The 17085-nt window shown below is 42.7% G+C and carries 10 protein-coding genes; all 10 read left to right on the top strand.

Translation table 11 applies throughout. The features are described from left to right. Nucleotides 1–3: 3 nt before the first annotated feature. The 10 genes from IDH41_RS28580 (at nt 4) to IDH41_RS28535 (ending at nt 16401) form a co-directional block, all read left to right on the top strand. Entirely contained in the window at nt 4–2721 is a 2718-nt protein-coding gene (locus tag IDH41_RS28580; RefSeq protein ID WP_190867330.1) for a phospholipase D-like domain-containing anti-phage protein, read from the top strand. 296 nt (nt 2722–3017) lie between these two features. After that, entirely contained in the window at nt 3018–3548 is a 531-nt protein-coding gene (locus tag IDH41_RS28575) for a hypothetical protein (protein WP_190867329.1), read from the top strand. 16 nt (nt 3549–3564) lie between these two features. Beyond that, the gene (locus IDH41_RS28570; RefSeq protein ID WP_190867327.1) at nt 3565–5826 is read left to right on the top strand and encodes an McrB family protein; all 2262 of its coding nucleotides are present in this window, start codon (nt 3565–3567) and stop codon (nt 5824–5826) included. Between the two features lie 135 nt (nt 5827–5961). After that, the gene (locus IDH41_RS28565; protein ID WP_190867325.1) at nt 5962–7302 is read left to right on the top strand and encodes a DUF2357 domain-containing protein; all 1341 of its coding nucleotides are present in this window, start codon (nt 5962–5964) and stop codon (nt 7300–7302) included. Nucleotides 7303–7323: 21 nt separating this feature from the next. Further along, nucleotides 7324–8259 carry an HD domain-containing protein gene (locus tag IDH41_RS32060; protein ID WP_190867323.1) on the top strand — a complete coding sequence of 312 codons (936 nt, stop codon included), beginning with the start codon at nt 7324–7326 and terminating at the stop codon, nt 8257–8259. Between the two features lie 131 nt (nt 8260–8390). Beyond that, nucleotides 8391–9458, top strand: a complete 1068-nt coding sequence (locus IDH41_RS28555; RefSeq protein WP_190867321.1) for a restriction endonuclease-related protein — start codon at nt 8391–8393, stop codon at nt 9456–9458. Further along, nucleotides 9455–12568 carry a pPIWI_RE_Z domain-containing protein gene (locus IDH41_RS28550; RefSeq protein WP_190867318.1) on the top strand — a complete coding sequence of 1038 codons (3114 nt, stop codon included), beginning with the start codon at nt 9455–9457 and terminating at the stop codon, nt 12566–12568. Before IDH41_RS28555 ends, IDH41_RS28550 begins: the two co-directional genes overlap by 4 nt. Next, complete coding sequence (locus IDH41_RS28545; RefSeq protein ID WP_190867317.1) at nt 12534–15008, top strand: pPIWI_RE module domain-containing protein; 2475 nt, start codon at nt 12534–12536, stop codon at nt 15006–15008. Before IDH41_RS28550 ends, IDH41_RS28545 begins: the two co-directional genes overlap by 35 nt. After that, nucleotides 15005–15964 (top strand): 3'-5' exoribonuclease YhaM family protein, encoded by a 960-nt coding sequence (locus IDH41_RS28540; protein WP_190867315.1) that lies wholly within the window; start codon nt 15005–15007, stop codon nt 15962–15964. The genes IDH41_RS28545 and IDH41_RS28540 overlap by 4 nt, the downstream gene beginning before the upstream one ends. 263 nt (nt 15965–16227) lie before the next feature. Then, the gene (locus tag IDH41_RS28535; protein ID WP_190867313.1) at nt 16228–16401 is read left to right on the top strand and encodes a hypothetical protein; all 174 of its coding nucleotides are present in this window, start codon (nt 16228–16230) and stop codon (nt 16399–16401) included. Nucleotides 16402–17085: the final 684 nt, after the last annotated feature.

The raw sequence follows: 17085 nt of genomic DNA, 5'->3' as shown, positions 1-17085 counted from the left end.
GATATGACGTTAAAGCGGTTTTCATCACGAACGGAACGGTTGGATACAGATTTTTTGGTCGAGCCTCTTAGAGGCGCATCTAAGTACTTCCGAATTGCGGGCTATTTTAGGAGTTCAATTTTTGAGTTGGTTGGCGAGGAAATCTCTAAAATTCCTGAAGTAAAGATTATTTGTAATTCTGAACTGGATCTGGCTGATTTTCAGATGGCAACAAGGCGGAATACGGCTCTTAAAGAGCATTGGAACGAAGTTGATGTTGAAGCGGAGGCAATCCTGAAAAAGGAGCGCTATCAAATCCTCGATCAGCTATTGCAGTCTGGTAATGTGGAAATAAGGGTTGTGCCGCGGGAGCGCCTATTCCTTCATGGAAAGGCAGGATCTATACATTATCCTGATGGTAGTCGCAGGTCGTTCATTGGTTCTGTTAATGAGTCGAAAAGTGCCTTTGCGCATAACTATGAACTGGTATGGCAGGATGACGATGAGGAAAGCGCTGATTGGGTAGAGAGGGAATTCTGGGCCTTGTGGAACGACGGTGTTCCTCTGCCGGAAGCCATTCTGGCAGAAATCAATCGGGTTGCTAATCGTCGGGAGGTCACTGTAGAAGTATTGAAGCCGTCTGAGGTCCCGGCTGCCGCAATGGCTGAAGCTCCGATATATCGGGGCGGGGAACAATTGCAGCCCTGGCAGCGCTCCTTTGTAACCATGTTTTTGGAGCATCGGGAAACGTACGGTAAAGCCCGCTTTCTTCTAGCTGACGAGGTCGGGGTTGGTAAAACACTCTCCATGGCAACCAGTGCTCTGGTGAGTGCTCTTCTTGAAGATGGTCCGGTTCTCATTCTTGCTCCGTCCACGTTAACAATTCAATGGCAAATTGAGATGATGGATAAGCTGGGCGTTCCCGCGGCTGTCTGGTCTTCCCAAAAAAAGGTGTGGCTTGGTGCTGAAGGGCAGATTTTATCTCCCCGCGGAGATGCATCTTCTATAAAAAAATGTCCTTATAAAATTGCTATCATATCAACTGGATTAATCATGCACCAGCGGGAGAGGTCTGAGTTTGTCAAAGAAGCAGGAATGCTCCTTAAGAATCGATTCGGGACAGTCATTCTGGATGAAGCACACAAAGCACGAGCAAGAGGTGGGCTGGGCGATAAAGCAGCTGAACCGAATAATCTTCTTGCTTTCATGCATCAAATTGGAAAGCGTACTCGGCATTTGATACTCGGTACTGCAACCCCCATCCAGACAGACGTGCGGGAGTTATGGGATCTCTTGGGGATACTGAATAGTGGAGCAGAGTTTGTTCTCGGTGATTCATTATCCCCTTGGCTAGACCATGAACAAGCGATCCCATTAGTAACTGGGAAAAGTCATGTTGCTTCCGAGAGAGAGGCTTGGCAATGGTTAAGCAATCCACTGCCCCCATCTAATGAACATCATATAGTACAGCAGATTCGCGATCATTTGGCGGTCAATCCCCAGTCTTTCTTTAGCGCCCACCGTTACGAAGACCTGGATTACATGATCCAAAATATTTGGCTTTCTGAATGTTTGGATCCCAGTTTTTTTAAAGAAAATAACCCTGTATTGCGTCATACCGTACTAAGAAAGCGAAAACAGCTTGAAGACGATGGGCTTTTGGAAAAGGTTGGTGTCAATACGCATCCGGTAACTCGAAACCTAGCACAATATCAGTCTCGCTTTGTCGGCTTGGGAATTCCAACAAACACACCCTTTCAGGTAGCATATGAAAAAGCCGAAGAGTTTTGCAAGCTTCTTCAATCTAGGACCAAAGCTGGCGGCTTTATGAAATCCTTGATGCTACAGCGTATTTGTTCGAGCTTTGCGTCTGGGTTGAAAACTGCACAGAAAATGCTTAAGCATTCGATATCAAATGAGGACGAGGACCATACTGAAGAGGTAGAACACATTCTTACTGAAATGACACCTGCAGAAGTTGCCTGTCTCAAAGCAATAGAAACACAGCTATCACGTGCGGAAGCAGTAGATTCTAAACTCAATACCGTGAAGTGGTTCTTAACTGAATTTAGGACAGACGGAAAGACATGGCTTGAACATGGATGTATTATTTTTAGCCAGTACTACGATACGGCGGAATGGATTGCCAAAGAGCTAGCCAAGTCTTTCAAAGGTGAAGTTGTAGCCGTATATGCGGGTGTAGGAAAGAGCGGACTTTTTCGAGGCGAGCAGTTTAACAATGTAGAACGTGAAGTCATTAAGGCTGCTGTTAGAACGCGTGAGATCCGGCTGGTAGTAGCAACCGATGCGGCATGTGAGGGTTTGAACCTTCAAACATTAGGTACCTTGATTAACATCGATCTTCCGTGGAATCCATCTCGACTCGAACAGCGACTGGGTAGAATCAAGAGGTTCGGACAGGCTCGTAAGTTTGTTGACATGCTCAATCTTGTTTATAGTGAAACACAGGATGAGAAGGTCTACAACGTCTTATCAGAACGTCTACGCGACACCTACGACATATTTGGCAGTCTCCCTGATACAATCGATGATGATTGGATTGAGAACGAAGAAGAGCTTAAGGAACGAATGAACGAATACATGCATGAAAGAAAAAAGGCTCAGGATGCTTTTTCAGTAAAGTATCGTGGAACCTTAGATCCTGAGGCACATTTATGGGAACGATGTGCTTCTGTCTTATCTCGTCGTGATATTGTAAACAAACTCAGTGAGCCTTGGTGATAAGATCTTCACTGACATATTTAATGAGAGTGAGTATAGAAATTGAACTCAAGCCCTCAAACCTACCGAATTTTGGTGGGTTTTTTATTATTTATATCTAAGCAGGATTTTGTTGGATAATGACGAAGAGAGTAGGAAGTGAGAACTATTTCAAATGATGCACTTTGTGGTACTAATAATTCATGTAACCAAGAAAAGTAATCGATAAATTAATTTAACAAGAACATATGTTTCGTGACATGGATGTGTCTAACGATTGATTTATACTATGTGAGAGGAGTAACACATGAGAGGGGATGAGTTTACTGAGAACTATTGAATTGGCTGAGGAAGTATTAAAATCTAGGGGGTGGGCATACCAGTTTGACCTGTCTGTTTTAACTAATCAATCAGAAGATTCAATTAATGAGCACATTCGAAGTGTGTATTTATCAGCTATTCAAGTGCTTTCTAAGCAGAACTCCAAAAAACTCTTAAAAGGGCCGTTCTATCTTTGGATTTGTCAGAAGAAGCTGTTAGAAGATAACCGCCAAATCGTTAATGGTTTTGCCTTGATTATAACGCCACTTTTTCAAGACGTGGTTGGCCGAGATGTGGATCCTGTTGTTGAGACAATGTGGCAACATAAAGGATATATTCGAATGGAATCTGCTATTCCAATTTTAGAAGGTGCGGTTCCTGCTTGTATTTTCGAAGAGGGGCAAGCGTTACCGATCGAATTGGATGGCGAGCTGATGTCCAGGTTATCAGATGCTTTTGAGGAGCATCAGTATATGCTTTCTCTTACCAATCCAGGTATGAGCCTCAGATCAAATCCATACGAATAAATAATCGGAGGCCAACATGAACATTCAACTAATTGAAGAAGCGTTAACCATACCCGAAACTGCACTTAGATGCCAAAGAGTTCTTGATGAGGTGCAGCCTGTTCTACGTCGACTAATGGATGACTTCAAGAATAAATATGGTGGGCAGGCACCTGAATTACTGGACTATCAGGTACATACGTATGAATCTACTCTCCGAACAACGATGCACGATGCTAGAAATCCTAAGCATGCCGAAAAGAAGAGAACAACCGATATGGGGAAGAAAGCATTTGTTGAACTCATTGATAATAAATACTTCCAATCCGAATTCGGTGTGCTTACCTTAGAATTAAATGGATTGGAGAGAAAGTTCAAAACCATATTAGCTAGTAACTTTTACCCTTTTTGGGAGGGGGTGCGGACGAAAGGCAACGCGAAAGAATTGACGGATGCGATAGGGCTCCTGTCTGATCATGTCCAGATCTTTAACAGTGATAAAGACAGCTTGCCTCTTACAAAAGAGGAGGTGCTATCATACGTTAAACAAAGTGTAAAGGATAACAAAAAACCGTGGCTTTACTTTGGCGCTGTAATAGATTTTGATCAACTTCCCAGCACAGGTGAACTTGTGAATCATATTTGGAATACATGGTTGGAGCTTCACCCTATACGGGAATATTTAGAACGCGAAACGTCCAGCCATGCTCGATCGCTACAATTATTGGAGTTGTTTAATCAGCACCAAAAGGACATTTCAATCACTCTGTACGGAAAAAACTACGATGTTAAATTTGATGAGCAACAGGATGTTAAATCAAATAAATGTCGGCAGGTCTATAGTGTTTTAGATAAAGGGCAGTTGATTGCCAAACTGGCACTTTATAGTTTCCTAAGAGAGCCGAATGAAGTAATCGGTATTAAAGTAGATGGATCAGGTCAAATCTATTCAAATCTTCGGGCCTTACATGGCCTAGACCAAGTAGAGTGGCGCATCACGAAAAGTTATTATTCACGTGGAAGAGATGATTCCTCAGAGGTGAATAAGGTCTTACAGGCCCAGGCAATGGCCGCTTTAGAAGAGCATGGATTTCAGGTTGATGGCTCTACGTTCTATGTTGCAACATGGGATAATGGAAAGCTCAGCTTTGTCGAGCCTATTGAAGAAGTGAAGAAGAGGCTATTCATTGCCGGTGCGTTGTTGGCAGATTGTAGTGGGAAAGTAAACTTTCCGAAGCAAGAAGTGGGTAACGAGAATGGGCCTCCAGATGATCTCGAAGAGGATAACGATACACCTAATGATGAGGGATTCCAGCATGATTTTAATTTAAGTACGATCTTGTCCAATTTGGACGAGAGTCCTTTCACTTATTCCGCAGCTATCATTCGTGATTTCCATCTTAATTTGACAAGCTTAGAGGACAAGCACTTTGTCATCTTGAACGGCATTTCCGGAACAGGCAAGACGCGTCTATGTTTGCTCTATGCCAATGCCGTATATGGCAAAGCGCATGATGCGCTCAATCCGTATTTGAGAGTAATTCCAGTCCGACCGGATTGGACGGATTCGACCTCCTTGTTCGGTTATTACAGCGCTCTGGAGAAAAGGTATGTACGGACACCATTCCTGAACGCCGTGCTGCAAGCGATCCAGGAAGGCAAGCCTATGTTCGTCGTACTCGATGAAATGAACCTTGCACGTGTCGAATACTACTTAAGCGACTACTTAAGCGCAATCGAATCGAGGCAGCCAATACGTCTGCATACGGAGAGCCAAGTTACGGATGTACCGCAAGAACTGCAAATCCCTCATAATCTCTATGTGATTGGCACGATCAACGTGGACGAGACGACGCACAGCATCTCGGATAAGGTGCTCGACAGAGCCTTCGTGATGACGTTGTCTGATGTCGATCTGGAGAAGTTCTGGAACGCGGCGGATTCTAAGTATAAGGTTGCCTTGCAGGAAGAATGGAAAATGCTGCAGGAACTTCATGAAAAGTTAAGCCGCTATGAGCTTCATTTCGGCTACCGGACGATGAATGAGATGCTCCGCAAGCTGTACGCCAATGCGGAACTTGACTTGGATATTCGCATGGAGAAGAATGAAGCGGTCGATCGCGTGATTGCCGAGAAAGTGCTGCCCAAGATTCGCGGGGATGAGCAAATTGAAGCTTTGCTCACCGACTTGATCGATTGGACAGCCACGTTATTCGGCGACGGATCGGAATCTCTCTATCACTTGCTGCGCATGAAAGGAGAACTGGATCGGTATGGCGCTACCCAGTTCTGGAGATAATCCCGAATTCTACTGCTCGGACACGGGGTATGGAATCCGATTGATCAAATGCGATTTGAGGAAGCGCGAATATATCGCTGGAGAACCTCGCACCGCGAGCCTTTCCAATTTTCTGCGCTTGGCATGCCGATCCCGATGGTACGAACGAACTCAGGCTGGGAAGGCGAATGGACGGCGCCTTTCCAATCCGGCTTGCTGACTTTCACAATCGATCAAGGTGAACGAAAAACCCATGAGACGTACTTGTTTCCAGACAAGCGGAAAATAACCGAAGCAGACTACACGCAAATGATAGCGGATATTCTAGCGGAAGCGGCGGCTTGTTTTCAACATTGCGGAGCTTATCTGAAGTTTGATAACAAAGGTTTCGCTCGAAAAACCTCATTGGCGCAGTGGGATTATGTCGATCGTTCCTTTTATCGGCTGCAGCAATGGTTTCGAGACATTCAAGCCAGACCGCTTCGCAGGCTGACCACGACTGATCAATGGATTCGCAGAGAAAACGTGAAGCATGTGACGCCGGCGCTACTTGCTTGGTCGGAACGACATCCAGGCAACGGAATGAGTCGAGAAATTCCTGTTCCTGAGCTCGTATGGTCTGGTGTGCGCGAGGACACGTACAGCGTATATGAGAACCGAGTGTTGCTTCGGCAACTGCTCGAGTTACAGCATCTTCTGCGTGAGTACCAGCGCGTATCCATGGATGCGATACGATCCAAAGCCGGTTACTATCTTGATCGTGTGAACGGGTGGCTTCGCTCTTCTTTTCTGCAGCAGCTACAGCCTCACGCTGGCCCGGTCGTCGTATCACAAGTGTTTCGCAAACATCCGATCTATCGGAGTTGGTTTTCTTGGTTTCAGCAGCTCTATCAATTTAATGAGTACTCGATCGGATTTCAAAACTCGATTCCTTTGAAAGACACGTATCATCTTTATGAAATATGGGTCTTCATGCAACTGGTCATGATACTGCGGGAAAACGGCTCATTGCTCGATTCTTCCGATCTCTTTACCCTTGAGCAGGATGGTCTTGTCTTGAAGTTGTCCGAGAAAAAGGAGAGCCGGATTAAACTGGCTGGCGGAGCTACGCTTGCTTACCAACGAAGGTTCAAACCCTCAACGCGCGATTACGTCACGTATACGCATGATATGATCCCGGATATCGTTCTTGAAGCCGAAGGGAAATTGTATATTTTTGATCCAAAGTATCGCATCGATCGTAATCTACCAATGGCTCTAGGAGAAATGCATAAGTATCGGGACGGAATCGTGCGATCAACGGATGGCAGCAGGGCGGTAGAAGAGGTTTATATTATTACGCCTGCAGACGGTAAGGAAAATTCGATTCTGTTCGGAGACGACTATATGAAGAAGCATCGCATGGGGGTATATACACTAAAGCCGGGCATATGGAATAAGGAATTAGCGAATAAGTTAACGAATATCATGAGCGAATCCGTAGAGGCACTGATTTGAAGCGGAGAGGAGTCAGTTAGGATGGCCGATGTCGAAGATAAACATGGATTGAGTTGTAATTCACTCATTGAAAAAGCGATCGAATTTGCCGCCTATGCACATCGAAATCAGAAGCGCAAAGGAACAGAAATTCCATATATCAGTCATCCATATGCGGTAGGAATGATTTTGCTGAAAGCGGGTTGTAAGGAAGAAGTCGTAGCTGCCGGGATCCTGCATGATACGCTTGAGGATACCGAGACGACCGATGAACAATTGCTTGAACTGTTTGGCTCCGTTGTTCTTGAAATTGTCCTGGGGTGCTCTGAACCCGACAAAGGAGCCACTTGGGAGGAGAGAAAACAGCACATGCTGGAGGCTCTCAAAACGTCGAATCTGGCCATTCGTCAGGTGTCTTGCGCAGATAAGCTGCACAATATCCGCTCAATCAGACGGGATTTGGAGCAATATGGCGAAGAGACGTGGAGGCGATTCAAACGGGGACGTGAGAGCCAGGAATGGTATTATACTGGGCTAATTGAAAGTCTTGGATACGCATCGCGATTTCCGCTCTTAGATGAGTTGCAAGATGAGATAGAGCAAGTTTTTGGAGCCCCATTGGCGAAACCGGAGTGGAGTAAAGTTCGATACAGCCAAAAGTTTATTGATCTGGCTTTTGAAACTGCGTATGGCAACCTGTCTGATATTGAAGAGCGGCAGCCGAAGTTTGTCAAGCTAGGAGCATGGGATCTTATACAGCATATCCACGAACGAGCTTATCCGCTATATCCGGAATATCAAGACGATTTCGATAGGCTGATAACTTATTTACAAGAAAGGGGCATTGAGTTTGAATTTAACAGTGAAGGCCCCGCTATTCTTGTAGGCTTCTGCACCGTTCTCATGCGTGCATTAAACATGTATCCTCACGAGGTATTTCATCATTTCAAGCGTGGTATGAAGCGCGGGATATTATAATAGAATGTACACCATGGCGGACTTCAATTATTTTGAGGTTCGTTTTTTATAGGAACAAATATTCGGTGACAAGTAGTGGTCAATTTGCTGTGTCATAATTATGGTTAAGTACCTTCAAGGAGCGTGTTCCGTTGAATAGATTACAAGATATGCTTTATTACCTTATCACCGGATTACAACAATGGACAAAAAACTATGATCATATCCCGGAGGAGCTTCACAAGGGAATGCTTATGTTTATACAAGAAGCAGCAAGGTCAGGGGCTGAGATTCCAATGGATTTGTACCGGCTTCTTCATATTTTGCATAAACCATCTTTTGAATGGGGGATTCAAGGGCTTGTTAAATATTATCCTGACGAATCCTCATTAATTGAAGAGTTTATTGGGATAACTCCTGATGCAGAGGATTTCATTAATACTTATATATCCCCCGAAGAAGCGCAACAGAAGAATATGTTGGCTATTTTGCAATTCTGCAGAGATGAAAACCGAAATTTGCAAGCAGAATATACTCAGATACGAACATTTTTGTCCATGCCTCAGAATGCAGTATTGTCTGCGCTTCAACTCGCGCAATTTGCTGAGTCCATTCGTGACCGCGAATTAAGCGCGTTAGTTCGTCAGTGTTATGAAGAGGTAACTCTACAGATGGATAACTATCGTAAATGCCCGCATTGTGGATGGACATTAACATACAAGCATGATCGATGGCGGTGCAACAAAGAAAATATCTGTCACTCGTTAGCAGATTTCGAGAATTTTGATTTGTTCAACTATAAAGATGAACGAGTATTTCGGTTGCTTCCCGGTATACAGAGGTATGTGCTGTTACCTGGGATTTCTGAAATAAAAATTGCCGAATGGTTAAGACGGAAAGGGTACGGAGTAGAATTATATCCTCATATTGATGAGTATGATCTTGCAATTTCACATAATGACATTGAAAGTAAGATGTTATTGGATGTAAAAGATTTCAAGGATCCAAGAACGCTGGCGAATTTCTTTAATCAAAAATCATTATCGTATTTGGAGAAGTATGGTCAACAGGTGTACGTTGTTATTCCCAAATATCGAAATGATCTATATCCATCTTACGGTATGAGAGCATCAACACTTTTAAAAGAAGACAGACGGAAACTCATAAAAATCATTATGGAGAATGAATTGGAAAAAACGTTGAAGAAGGTGCTCTGGTGAGGAAAACCTATTGGGATTTAACTGAAGAAATAAACAAAGATTTTTTCTCGCTAGAACTGCCCAAAGCCGACATATCAACAATAATAAGCCTGGAGCTATTTATGACGGGCTGTTATTTGATTGACCCGATGCTTCATATTGATCAAGGTTGGTCGTTATTGGTCGGTTATGATGAGCCGGTTTTAAAGTACATCGTACATAAGGATATCGTAGTCCGACTTAGAATTTTATTCCCTGAGTTAAGGAGTAAGAAAATACTGGCTAGACGGATTGAAGCCTATCGAGCTATTGATATGAAATTTCGTTTGTTTGATATCGATGATCAGGGGCAGCCTAAGCAGCATGTTCCGAGATTTCTGACAAATAGAATGAATGATTACGAACAGATACTTAAAAAACCAATTCCCAAACAAATCAATACAACTCCTTTTGCGACTCAGGGGAAATTCGAATACTCCAGAATCGTAAGAGGAGGATTTATTCAAAGCTTTCATGGCAACATCCCGGAAGCTTTAGCTGTAGAAGAAAAGCGTTTATTACCCTCTTATCGTGAGAAGAAGAAACTTAGTCTAGAGTTGCCCTTCGATGGGCTTTCGTTGGGCAAAGAAATGGATGAAATAACCGGCAAATCTTCATCTTGGGCGAACAGAGCAACTGCAGTTGTACTCGAGTCAATAGATTGGGATATAGAGTTTGTTTACAAAGGAAACCAGCATATAGGCGGTGCATTGGGAGCAGGGAAATCTACTTTCATGCTTATGGAGACGTATCGTCTTGTGAAGCAGAAAGGTGCCAGAGTCGGCTTTATTGAAGGCAGCGTTTCCCAAGTGATAGAGCGTATCAAAATTCTTCGCGAGTTAGGCATTCGTGCTGTTCCGATCATTGGTAAGTCATCAAGAAAGATCCACCAGGAAAATTATTTATTTGCAAATGCAAGTGAGACCATCGAGCTTAGCGATTGGAGGAACAACGAATTTCAAGATCTAAAGCATTTGTCGGACGTATGTGTCATTAAAGCTTTATCTGACGATTACGAACGTAATAGTAGTTATCCGTGTACTCAGCTAAAGCAAGACAATAAGTCGGTGAAATGTCCATTGGCGGATCAATGTGGGGTTTTTCATGATTTCTCACAACTTTCAGAGGCCGATGTTTGGGTGGCTACGTCTGCAAGTGTACTCAAAACAAGAATTCCAGCGATGATTGATCCGTTAGAGAGGACTATTTATGAAGCGATGTACGACCTTATGGATGTCGTATTCGTGGACGAAGCGGATGAAGTCCAAAAGCAATTCGATGAGACGTTCTTATCGGAATATAATGTTTTCGGTAGCGTAGAGGATATTTTTGAACGGCTGTTTAACGAATCCAATCAATTAACGAATGGACAATATCAGTTAGCAGGCGATCCCGTAGTGACGGAGTGGAAAGATAAGCTTCGTCAATTGGATCTTATGATCTGGAGGATCTATAACAAGTTAGATCGTTCTCTGACCTTGCGTAAGAATATCAGCCGCAATCTGATTAGGGTGGCAGCGCTAGCCGATGCATTAAGCGAGAAGATCTCCTTCGACGAGGAATCGCAAAAAAAAATTCGTAAACACTTATTGGATTATGCAAATGAGCCTTATCAAGATTCCGTGTTATCTAGCATTGTTGATGAGTTAGTAGAAAAGGAAACTCACGATGAAAAGCAGAAGATGCTGACTCAGATTACAGAAAAACTGCTTAAAGGAACAATTCGTCCGCGTATAAACAGAGATTTATTTTATGCGCAATTGGAGTTTTTTGTTTATTTATGCCGAGCGGAAGAATGTATCAAGTTCATTCTGACTTCCTTTACTATGATTCAAGCCAAGCTAGGAATGACAGCAGATTTTTCTCCGTTATTCACTATGCAGAAAGATTATCAAGCATTCATGAAAGAGGCCATGACGGGCACGATGATCGGATATAAATACGATTTGAAGGATGGGGAAACAACAGGGACATTTAAATTAGTCGAATATACAGGGGTTGGCAGATTATTGTTGCATGACTGGCATTGTGTATATGAAGATTCTGATCAGAAACAAGGGCCGGCAGTTATCTTTCTTTCAGGCACAAGCCATGCACCCGAATCCGCGCATTATCATTTGAACACGGGATCCAAATGGTTGCTCAAAGCAGATCGAACATCTCCGGAAGTTCAAATAACATTCAAACCCATTCTTGACGCTCGTCATGATAAATTTCTTGAAGTTTCGGGGATAGGCGATGAAGAGGTTAGAAGCAGCAATTTATATGAGATGGTTCAACAACTTAAATCTGATATTCTTTATGAATTGAAATTTTGGAGTAGTAGAGGAAATCCGCGAAGGGCACTCTTAGTGGTAAATTCGTATGATGATGTTGCCACAGTCGCCAGAGCGTTTCGTAGTGATCAGAGTTGGCAAGGACGTTATAAAGTTCTTTCAAGGGAAAGGAGTCATGAACCAGATCAATTCCCTAGAACAATGATTGAGTCGTTTCGCAAAGAAAGGGCTGAAGTATTGATTGTACCGCTTCTCTCTGTAGGTAGAGGTTACAATATCTTGGATCAAAATGGAGAGTCGTTATTTGGATCGGTCTTTTTCCTCGTTCGTCCTTATCCTATTCCGAATGACATGAATTACTTGGTTCAAGCGCTCCACTCCTACTTGCCTCAATATTTACAACGAATAACAGGACAAGGGATTCATTATGAAAAAGCTGTTTCTAAATTACGCCAAATTAGCAGCGGTAAGTTCGAAGCGATGTATAAAAAGCCTGACTACTGGTCGATTCTTAACGATTCTGAAAGAGAAGTTATGGCGTGGTATACGTTTATCCCGATTTGGCAAATGATTGGACGATTGCTGCGCGGCGGTAAAAATGCCAGAGTATTTTTCTGCGATTCAAAGTTTAATGCAAAGCCTGCTGGTAAACCAGAAGGGATGTCCATGTTGGATAGTTGGGCAGCGATTATGCAGAAGCACAAAAGGGATCCTTTGTTCTTGAGTTTGTACGGACCATTTATCGACGGAATAAATAATATCATTCGGGAGGGATATAGCGATGAAGAAGATGGAACTGTTTGCATTGGAGATTGATGAAACGCTGTTTTATAACGAAACTATCTATTATATGAAAATGCCGGAGAGCTGGAGAAACTTCTTTAATAGAGAGCGTACAGATCGCTTTAAGCTTGCATTTAAAGTAGAACCTCTAGGAAAGAAACTTAAAAGTATTTTTCCTGAAATCGTAAGCGTATGTTCAAACAACAAGGTGTTGCTCGATGATCAGCCTTGGCTAGTTTCCACAAAACCTATTCATTCATCGTATATAAAACATTTGACGCTTGGATGGCTAGCGCATTTAAAGGATTATTCGATTCCTGATTTACCACAAGACGTAAAAGATTCGGAGCTTGTTTGGGTTTCTTCTACGTTTGGTGAAGTTCACAAATTCATAGATAACTACCAGTGGGTTCCCGGCATGGCAGCAGTCAAGTTCTGCCAGGAATCAAAGTTTCTTGATTTAGGTAATGAGCTACGTGAAGAGCTGAAATTCTATCATGTTATCTTTAATGATAAACACGAATGCATTTCTAATCCGATTCGAAAATCTCATCGTCATGATCCATTTTCTTATGTCATTCGTTTTGCATTGAAGACTCGTGGGGGAAATGCGGATCGAGCCATTCTAACGGTTTCTTTGGGAACAAGAAGGTATTTGAGCGATGTACAAATCAAAGATGGCAAGTGTTATATGAGATCAGGGCATTCCTGTTCGGTTTTGGTATCCGTTCAAAATCCATATGTAATGAACCCAGATCGTTCATTTTCACAATTGAAATTTGAAAGACGTCCCCGCAACTCTTCATTTACGGCATGGGAGAGCGCATTAGACGAATTGTATTGGGATGTGCTGAATGGGGAGTCTTTTGAGTCAGATTCGTTGCTTGCGAATCCCAAGTTCTATTCCGATGGTGATGGAGAAATTACGGCTTATGTCGTGAATAACAATCTATTTGCTGGAAATAGTGTGAAAGCAGGAATCGGTCTTCCTGAGAAAAGCGGTTTGTATAACTTGGCCAAAGGGTTCTTAACGGATTATGGTGCAAGAGAACTTCAACTTATTCCTGATATTTCTCTTAGAGGTATGAATGACAATCGCTTTCCAATCGTTGTTCCTAAGGAAGAGCGATTAACTATCGAAATTTATAGTTCTCCTGAAATGTTTGATACAGTGAAGATGGAACTATCTACTGCGCAAAAGTCAATTGAAAACGTAATTATTCTTAATGAGATATCTGACTCCAACTTCAGACTAAATTCAGATAAAGAGGTTACTGTTGAACTTGTCCATTGTAACCCAGAGAGCATAACATCAGAGCTAGAGATTCATAGATATAAGGATGGCTCGATAGCCCAAGAAAAACGCATTAATCAAATTGTGAAGCAACTTTCCAAAGTTGAACAACCTAACCACTCGGTATTAGCTCTTGTAGAAATCGAAGAAAAGGGTAAATGGAGAGATGGAGCCGATCCAAAAAAAGCTATCCGAGAAGGATTGAAGAGGACAGGGCGCCTGTCGCAATTTATTCACCCACTAACAGGTGATGAGAAAGGAGATTTATCCCGCATTCTGAATGCAGTATTAGACCTTTTCAACGATTATGGTCTATTTAGCGATAACGTCAATAAGGTCAATGCGTCTGGAACGTTGTTATCTATATCTGTCATAAAAGCGGGAAATAAATATTTGCCTGCCATTTCAAGATTAGAGGGCACGGATCTCAGTGTTAAGCTGTTAGGTAATGATAGGTGGATGACTTTGTCAGAAGCGGCACTGAAAATGGATGAATCAAAATTTCTTGATAATCCTCGAAGAAAAAATAAAAGCAGCGAAGTGTTTAAAGCATTTATCACAGCTGAGATTCACAGTGAACTAGAACGAAGTTCGGGGCAAGTCATTGTGCTTATCAACGCTACCTTAAGAAACGGCTGGTTGGGTGCTATTGGTAATACCAAAATACAATGCGATCGCGTTCCTTATCTTAATGAGCGTTTGGTCAATGAGCCACGATTAAGGTTCATTCGCATTAATGCAACGGATGACGTTCCTCAATATCGGATCATTATCGATGATGAAATGAACAGGTTTACTAAAGCATTAGGAGTTTTTAAGGACCTTGAAGGTATTTATTACGGTGTGGGCGGAAGACCAAATGCATGGAAAGGAATCGCTAACGATGCAACCAAGTTTTCATCGCCATCCAAATTATTGCTCCAACAACGAGCTGTGGAATACATTCCGTTAGGAGCAGAGAATGAAAACGAGTCGGATGAACTGGCTCTTCTGGCGGATCATCTAAGACGTTTAGGGTTGACTTATGATAAGCACACTATTTTTCCGTACACGATGCGTGTACTGAGCTCATTATCGAAATACATAACCGGTAACGAAGACGATTATGATTACGATGCTGAGTTTGATGAGGAAGTGGAGATGGACTCGGAGGAAGATTACGTAGAGGTGAAATCGTGACATCATTAATCAAAAACTTAAGAGATGGTGATGAATTCGTCGGATTTTATTTAATCAAAGAAATAGAAGCAAAGCAGACCAGTAGTTCAATACCCAAAGATTATTTGGACCTCGTACTTGCCGATTCGAGCGGAGCTATATCTGCAAAGTATTGGGACGCGAGCAAGACTGACATTGAAACATTCTTTCCGATGTGCCTTGTCAAAGTACAGGGTGTGGTTCAAGTATACCGTGAAAAATTACAAGCTAAAGTGATCCGAATTCGAAAAACAGTAGAGCAGGACGGAGTGTCCATTACAGATTTTATCCGTTCTGCTCCTGTAGAAGTAGAGGGCCTTCTCCAGGACATTCAAAAAGCTATCATTAGCATAATTCATGACGAAATTCGTTCTATTGTTACATTTTGTTTTGAGAAAGTAAAAGATAAAATGTATTCTTCTCCCGCGGCTAAATTTCACCACCATGCTTATTACGGAGGTTTGGCTTATCACATTGTTCGAATGCTTGAATTGGGTGAATTTATTTGTCATCAACGCCCTTTTCTCAATTCAGATTTGATAAAGGCAGGTATCATCATGCACGACATTGCCAAACCGGTGGAAATGATATCGGAGTACGGTATGGTGCTTGATTACAGTAATCAGGGAAAATTGATCGGACATATCAGCATGGCTGCCAATTGGATTACAGAAGCTGCAATCAAACTGGGTATCGATCTGGAGTCGGACGTCATCATGGCAATACAGCATTTGATTCTGTCCCATCATAATCTGGGTGAATGGGGAAGTCCTGTTCAGCCACAACTTCCAGAAGCTGTAGCTCTTCATTATATCGATGCAATGGATGCTAAATTGCAGATGGTAGAGGACATGCTTCAAACAACCGCGGAAAGTGAACAATGGACACCGGTTATTCGGGGTTTGGAGAACAAAGCGATTTATAGATTAAAAATATGATCTGCACTGGGGGGAGAACATTGATTTGGGTAAACGTCCATATCTCTGACAAGGTACAGCCCATAAACCCACTTGCGGTCATGTTCTTCAAGGAGAAACAGGTCTTAAAGGAATCAGAGAAATCAAAGGCGATGGCGGGTGGTTTGATTTCTCGCTCGTGAGGAGGCATCGTTTTGGTCGCAAAATAACTATCCACAATATGAGTTTAAGAAATGTGGTAAGTGCAAGCTGTCAACAATAGAAGGATGAGAGGAGTCGGACAAATGGCAACAGATCTGGAATTTGACTTGAAAATGTGCGGAAAGAGAGTATATGTAACATATTTTGAGCTTTGGAACAAACCTGGGTTCGTTGAACAAACAGTACGGGAACAAATGAGGCAAGTTGGAAAAGATGGAACGGAATCAAAATGTGCATTCAGGCAGCCAGAAGGATAGCGGAGAATGGACTCCAAGTTGAAGCGTTGAAGGTGATCGTAAACTCTCCCCGAGTTAATCAGGCAGCACGAGAGAAGGCAAGAGCACTGCTTCGTTCAATACAATAATAAACATAGACAACTTGTACCTCTGTCGATAAAGTAGACACAAAGAATCGAGAAAATCATGAAGCAGATCGGTACATATATTCGTACTCGTTAGGCATAGAGCACCAATAGCGGAATAAGCATTCATCAAATATTTGCGGATTTGAAAGGGCCGAGTAATCCGCCCTATTTTTTGCTGAAATTCGTCGTTTATTAATGACTTTTGTCGTCTATATGCTCGAATCCATAAGCGAGGAAGGGAAAGATAACATGAAAAGAATATTGTCGACCTTTACAGCAGTTGTTTCAGTTCTACTATAGGCGGCTCTTCCAAGCCGCCTCTCATTTATTTGACTGATTTTTCCCAATCAATTGCCTCTGTCTCAGTCAACATACCGGAGAGAGATATTTTTACATCTTCATTAATGTTTCGGCACGGCAATATTAATTATAGGGTTCCGCAACAACTGAATCGGCGTGCCTATGCAGCGACTCATCGAAGGATGAGTCGCTTTTTGGTGCGCTTGGCAGCGCATCGACTAAGGAGTGAAAGTCTCCAGTACACCGCGAGGTGGCGGAAGTGCATAGCTGACACATA

Origin of the sequence: Paenibacillus arenilitoris (genome assembly GCF_014705655.1) — a bacterium.
In the GTDB taxonomy this organism is placed as follows: Bacteria; Bacillota; Bacilli; order Paenibacillales; family Paenibacillaceae; genus Pristimantibacillus; species Pristimantibacillus arenilitoris.
This window is presented reverse-complemented; position numbering and strand designations above follow the sequence as displayed.

Coding starts and splice junctions, on each gene's coding strand:
- IDH41_RS28580 (WP_190867330.1), top strand. CDS start 4: ATGACGTTAAAGCGGTTTTCATCACGAACGGAACGGTTGGATACAGAT.
- IDH41_RS28575 (WP_190867329.1), top strand. CDS start 3,018: ATGAGTTTACTGAGAACTATTGAATTGGCTGAGGAAGTATTAAAATCT.
- IDH41_RS28570 (WP_190867327.1), top strand. CDS start 3,565: ATGAACATTCAACTAATTGAAGAAGCGTTAACCATACCCGAAACTGCA.
- IDH41_RS28565 (WP_190867325.1), top strand. CDS start 5,962: ATGGTACGAACGAACTCAGGCTGGGAAGGCGAATGGACGGCGCCTTTC.
- IDH41_RS32060 (WP_190867323.1), top strand. CDS start 7,324: ATGGCCGATGTCGAAGATAAACATGGATTGAGTTGTAATTCACTCATT.
- IDH41_RS28545 (WP_190867317.1), top strand. CDS start 12,534: ATGAAGAAGATGGAACTGTTTGCATTGGAGATTGATGAAACGCTGTTT.
- IDH41_RS28535 (WP_190867313.1), top strand. CDS start 16,228: ATGGCAACAGATCTGGAATTTGACTTGAAAATGTGCGGAAAGAGAGTA.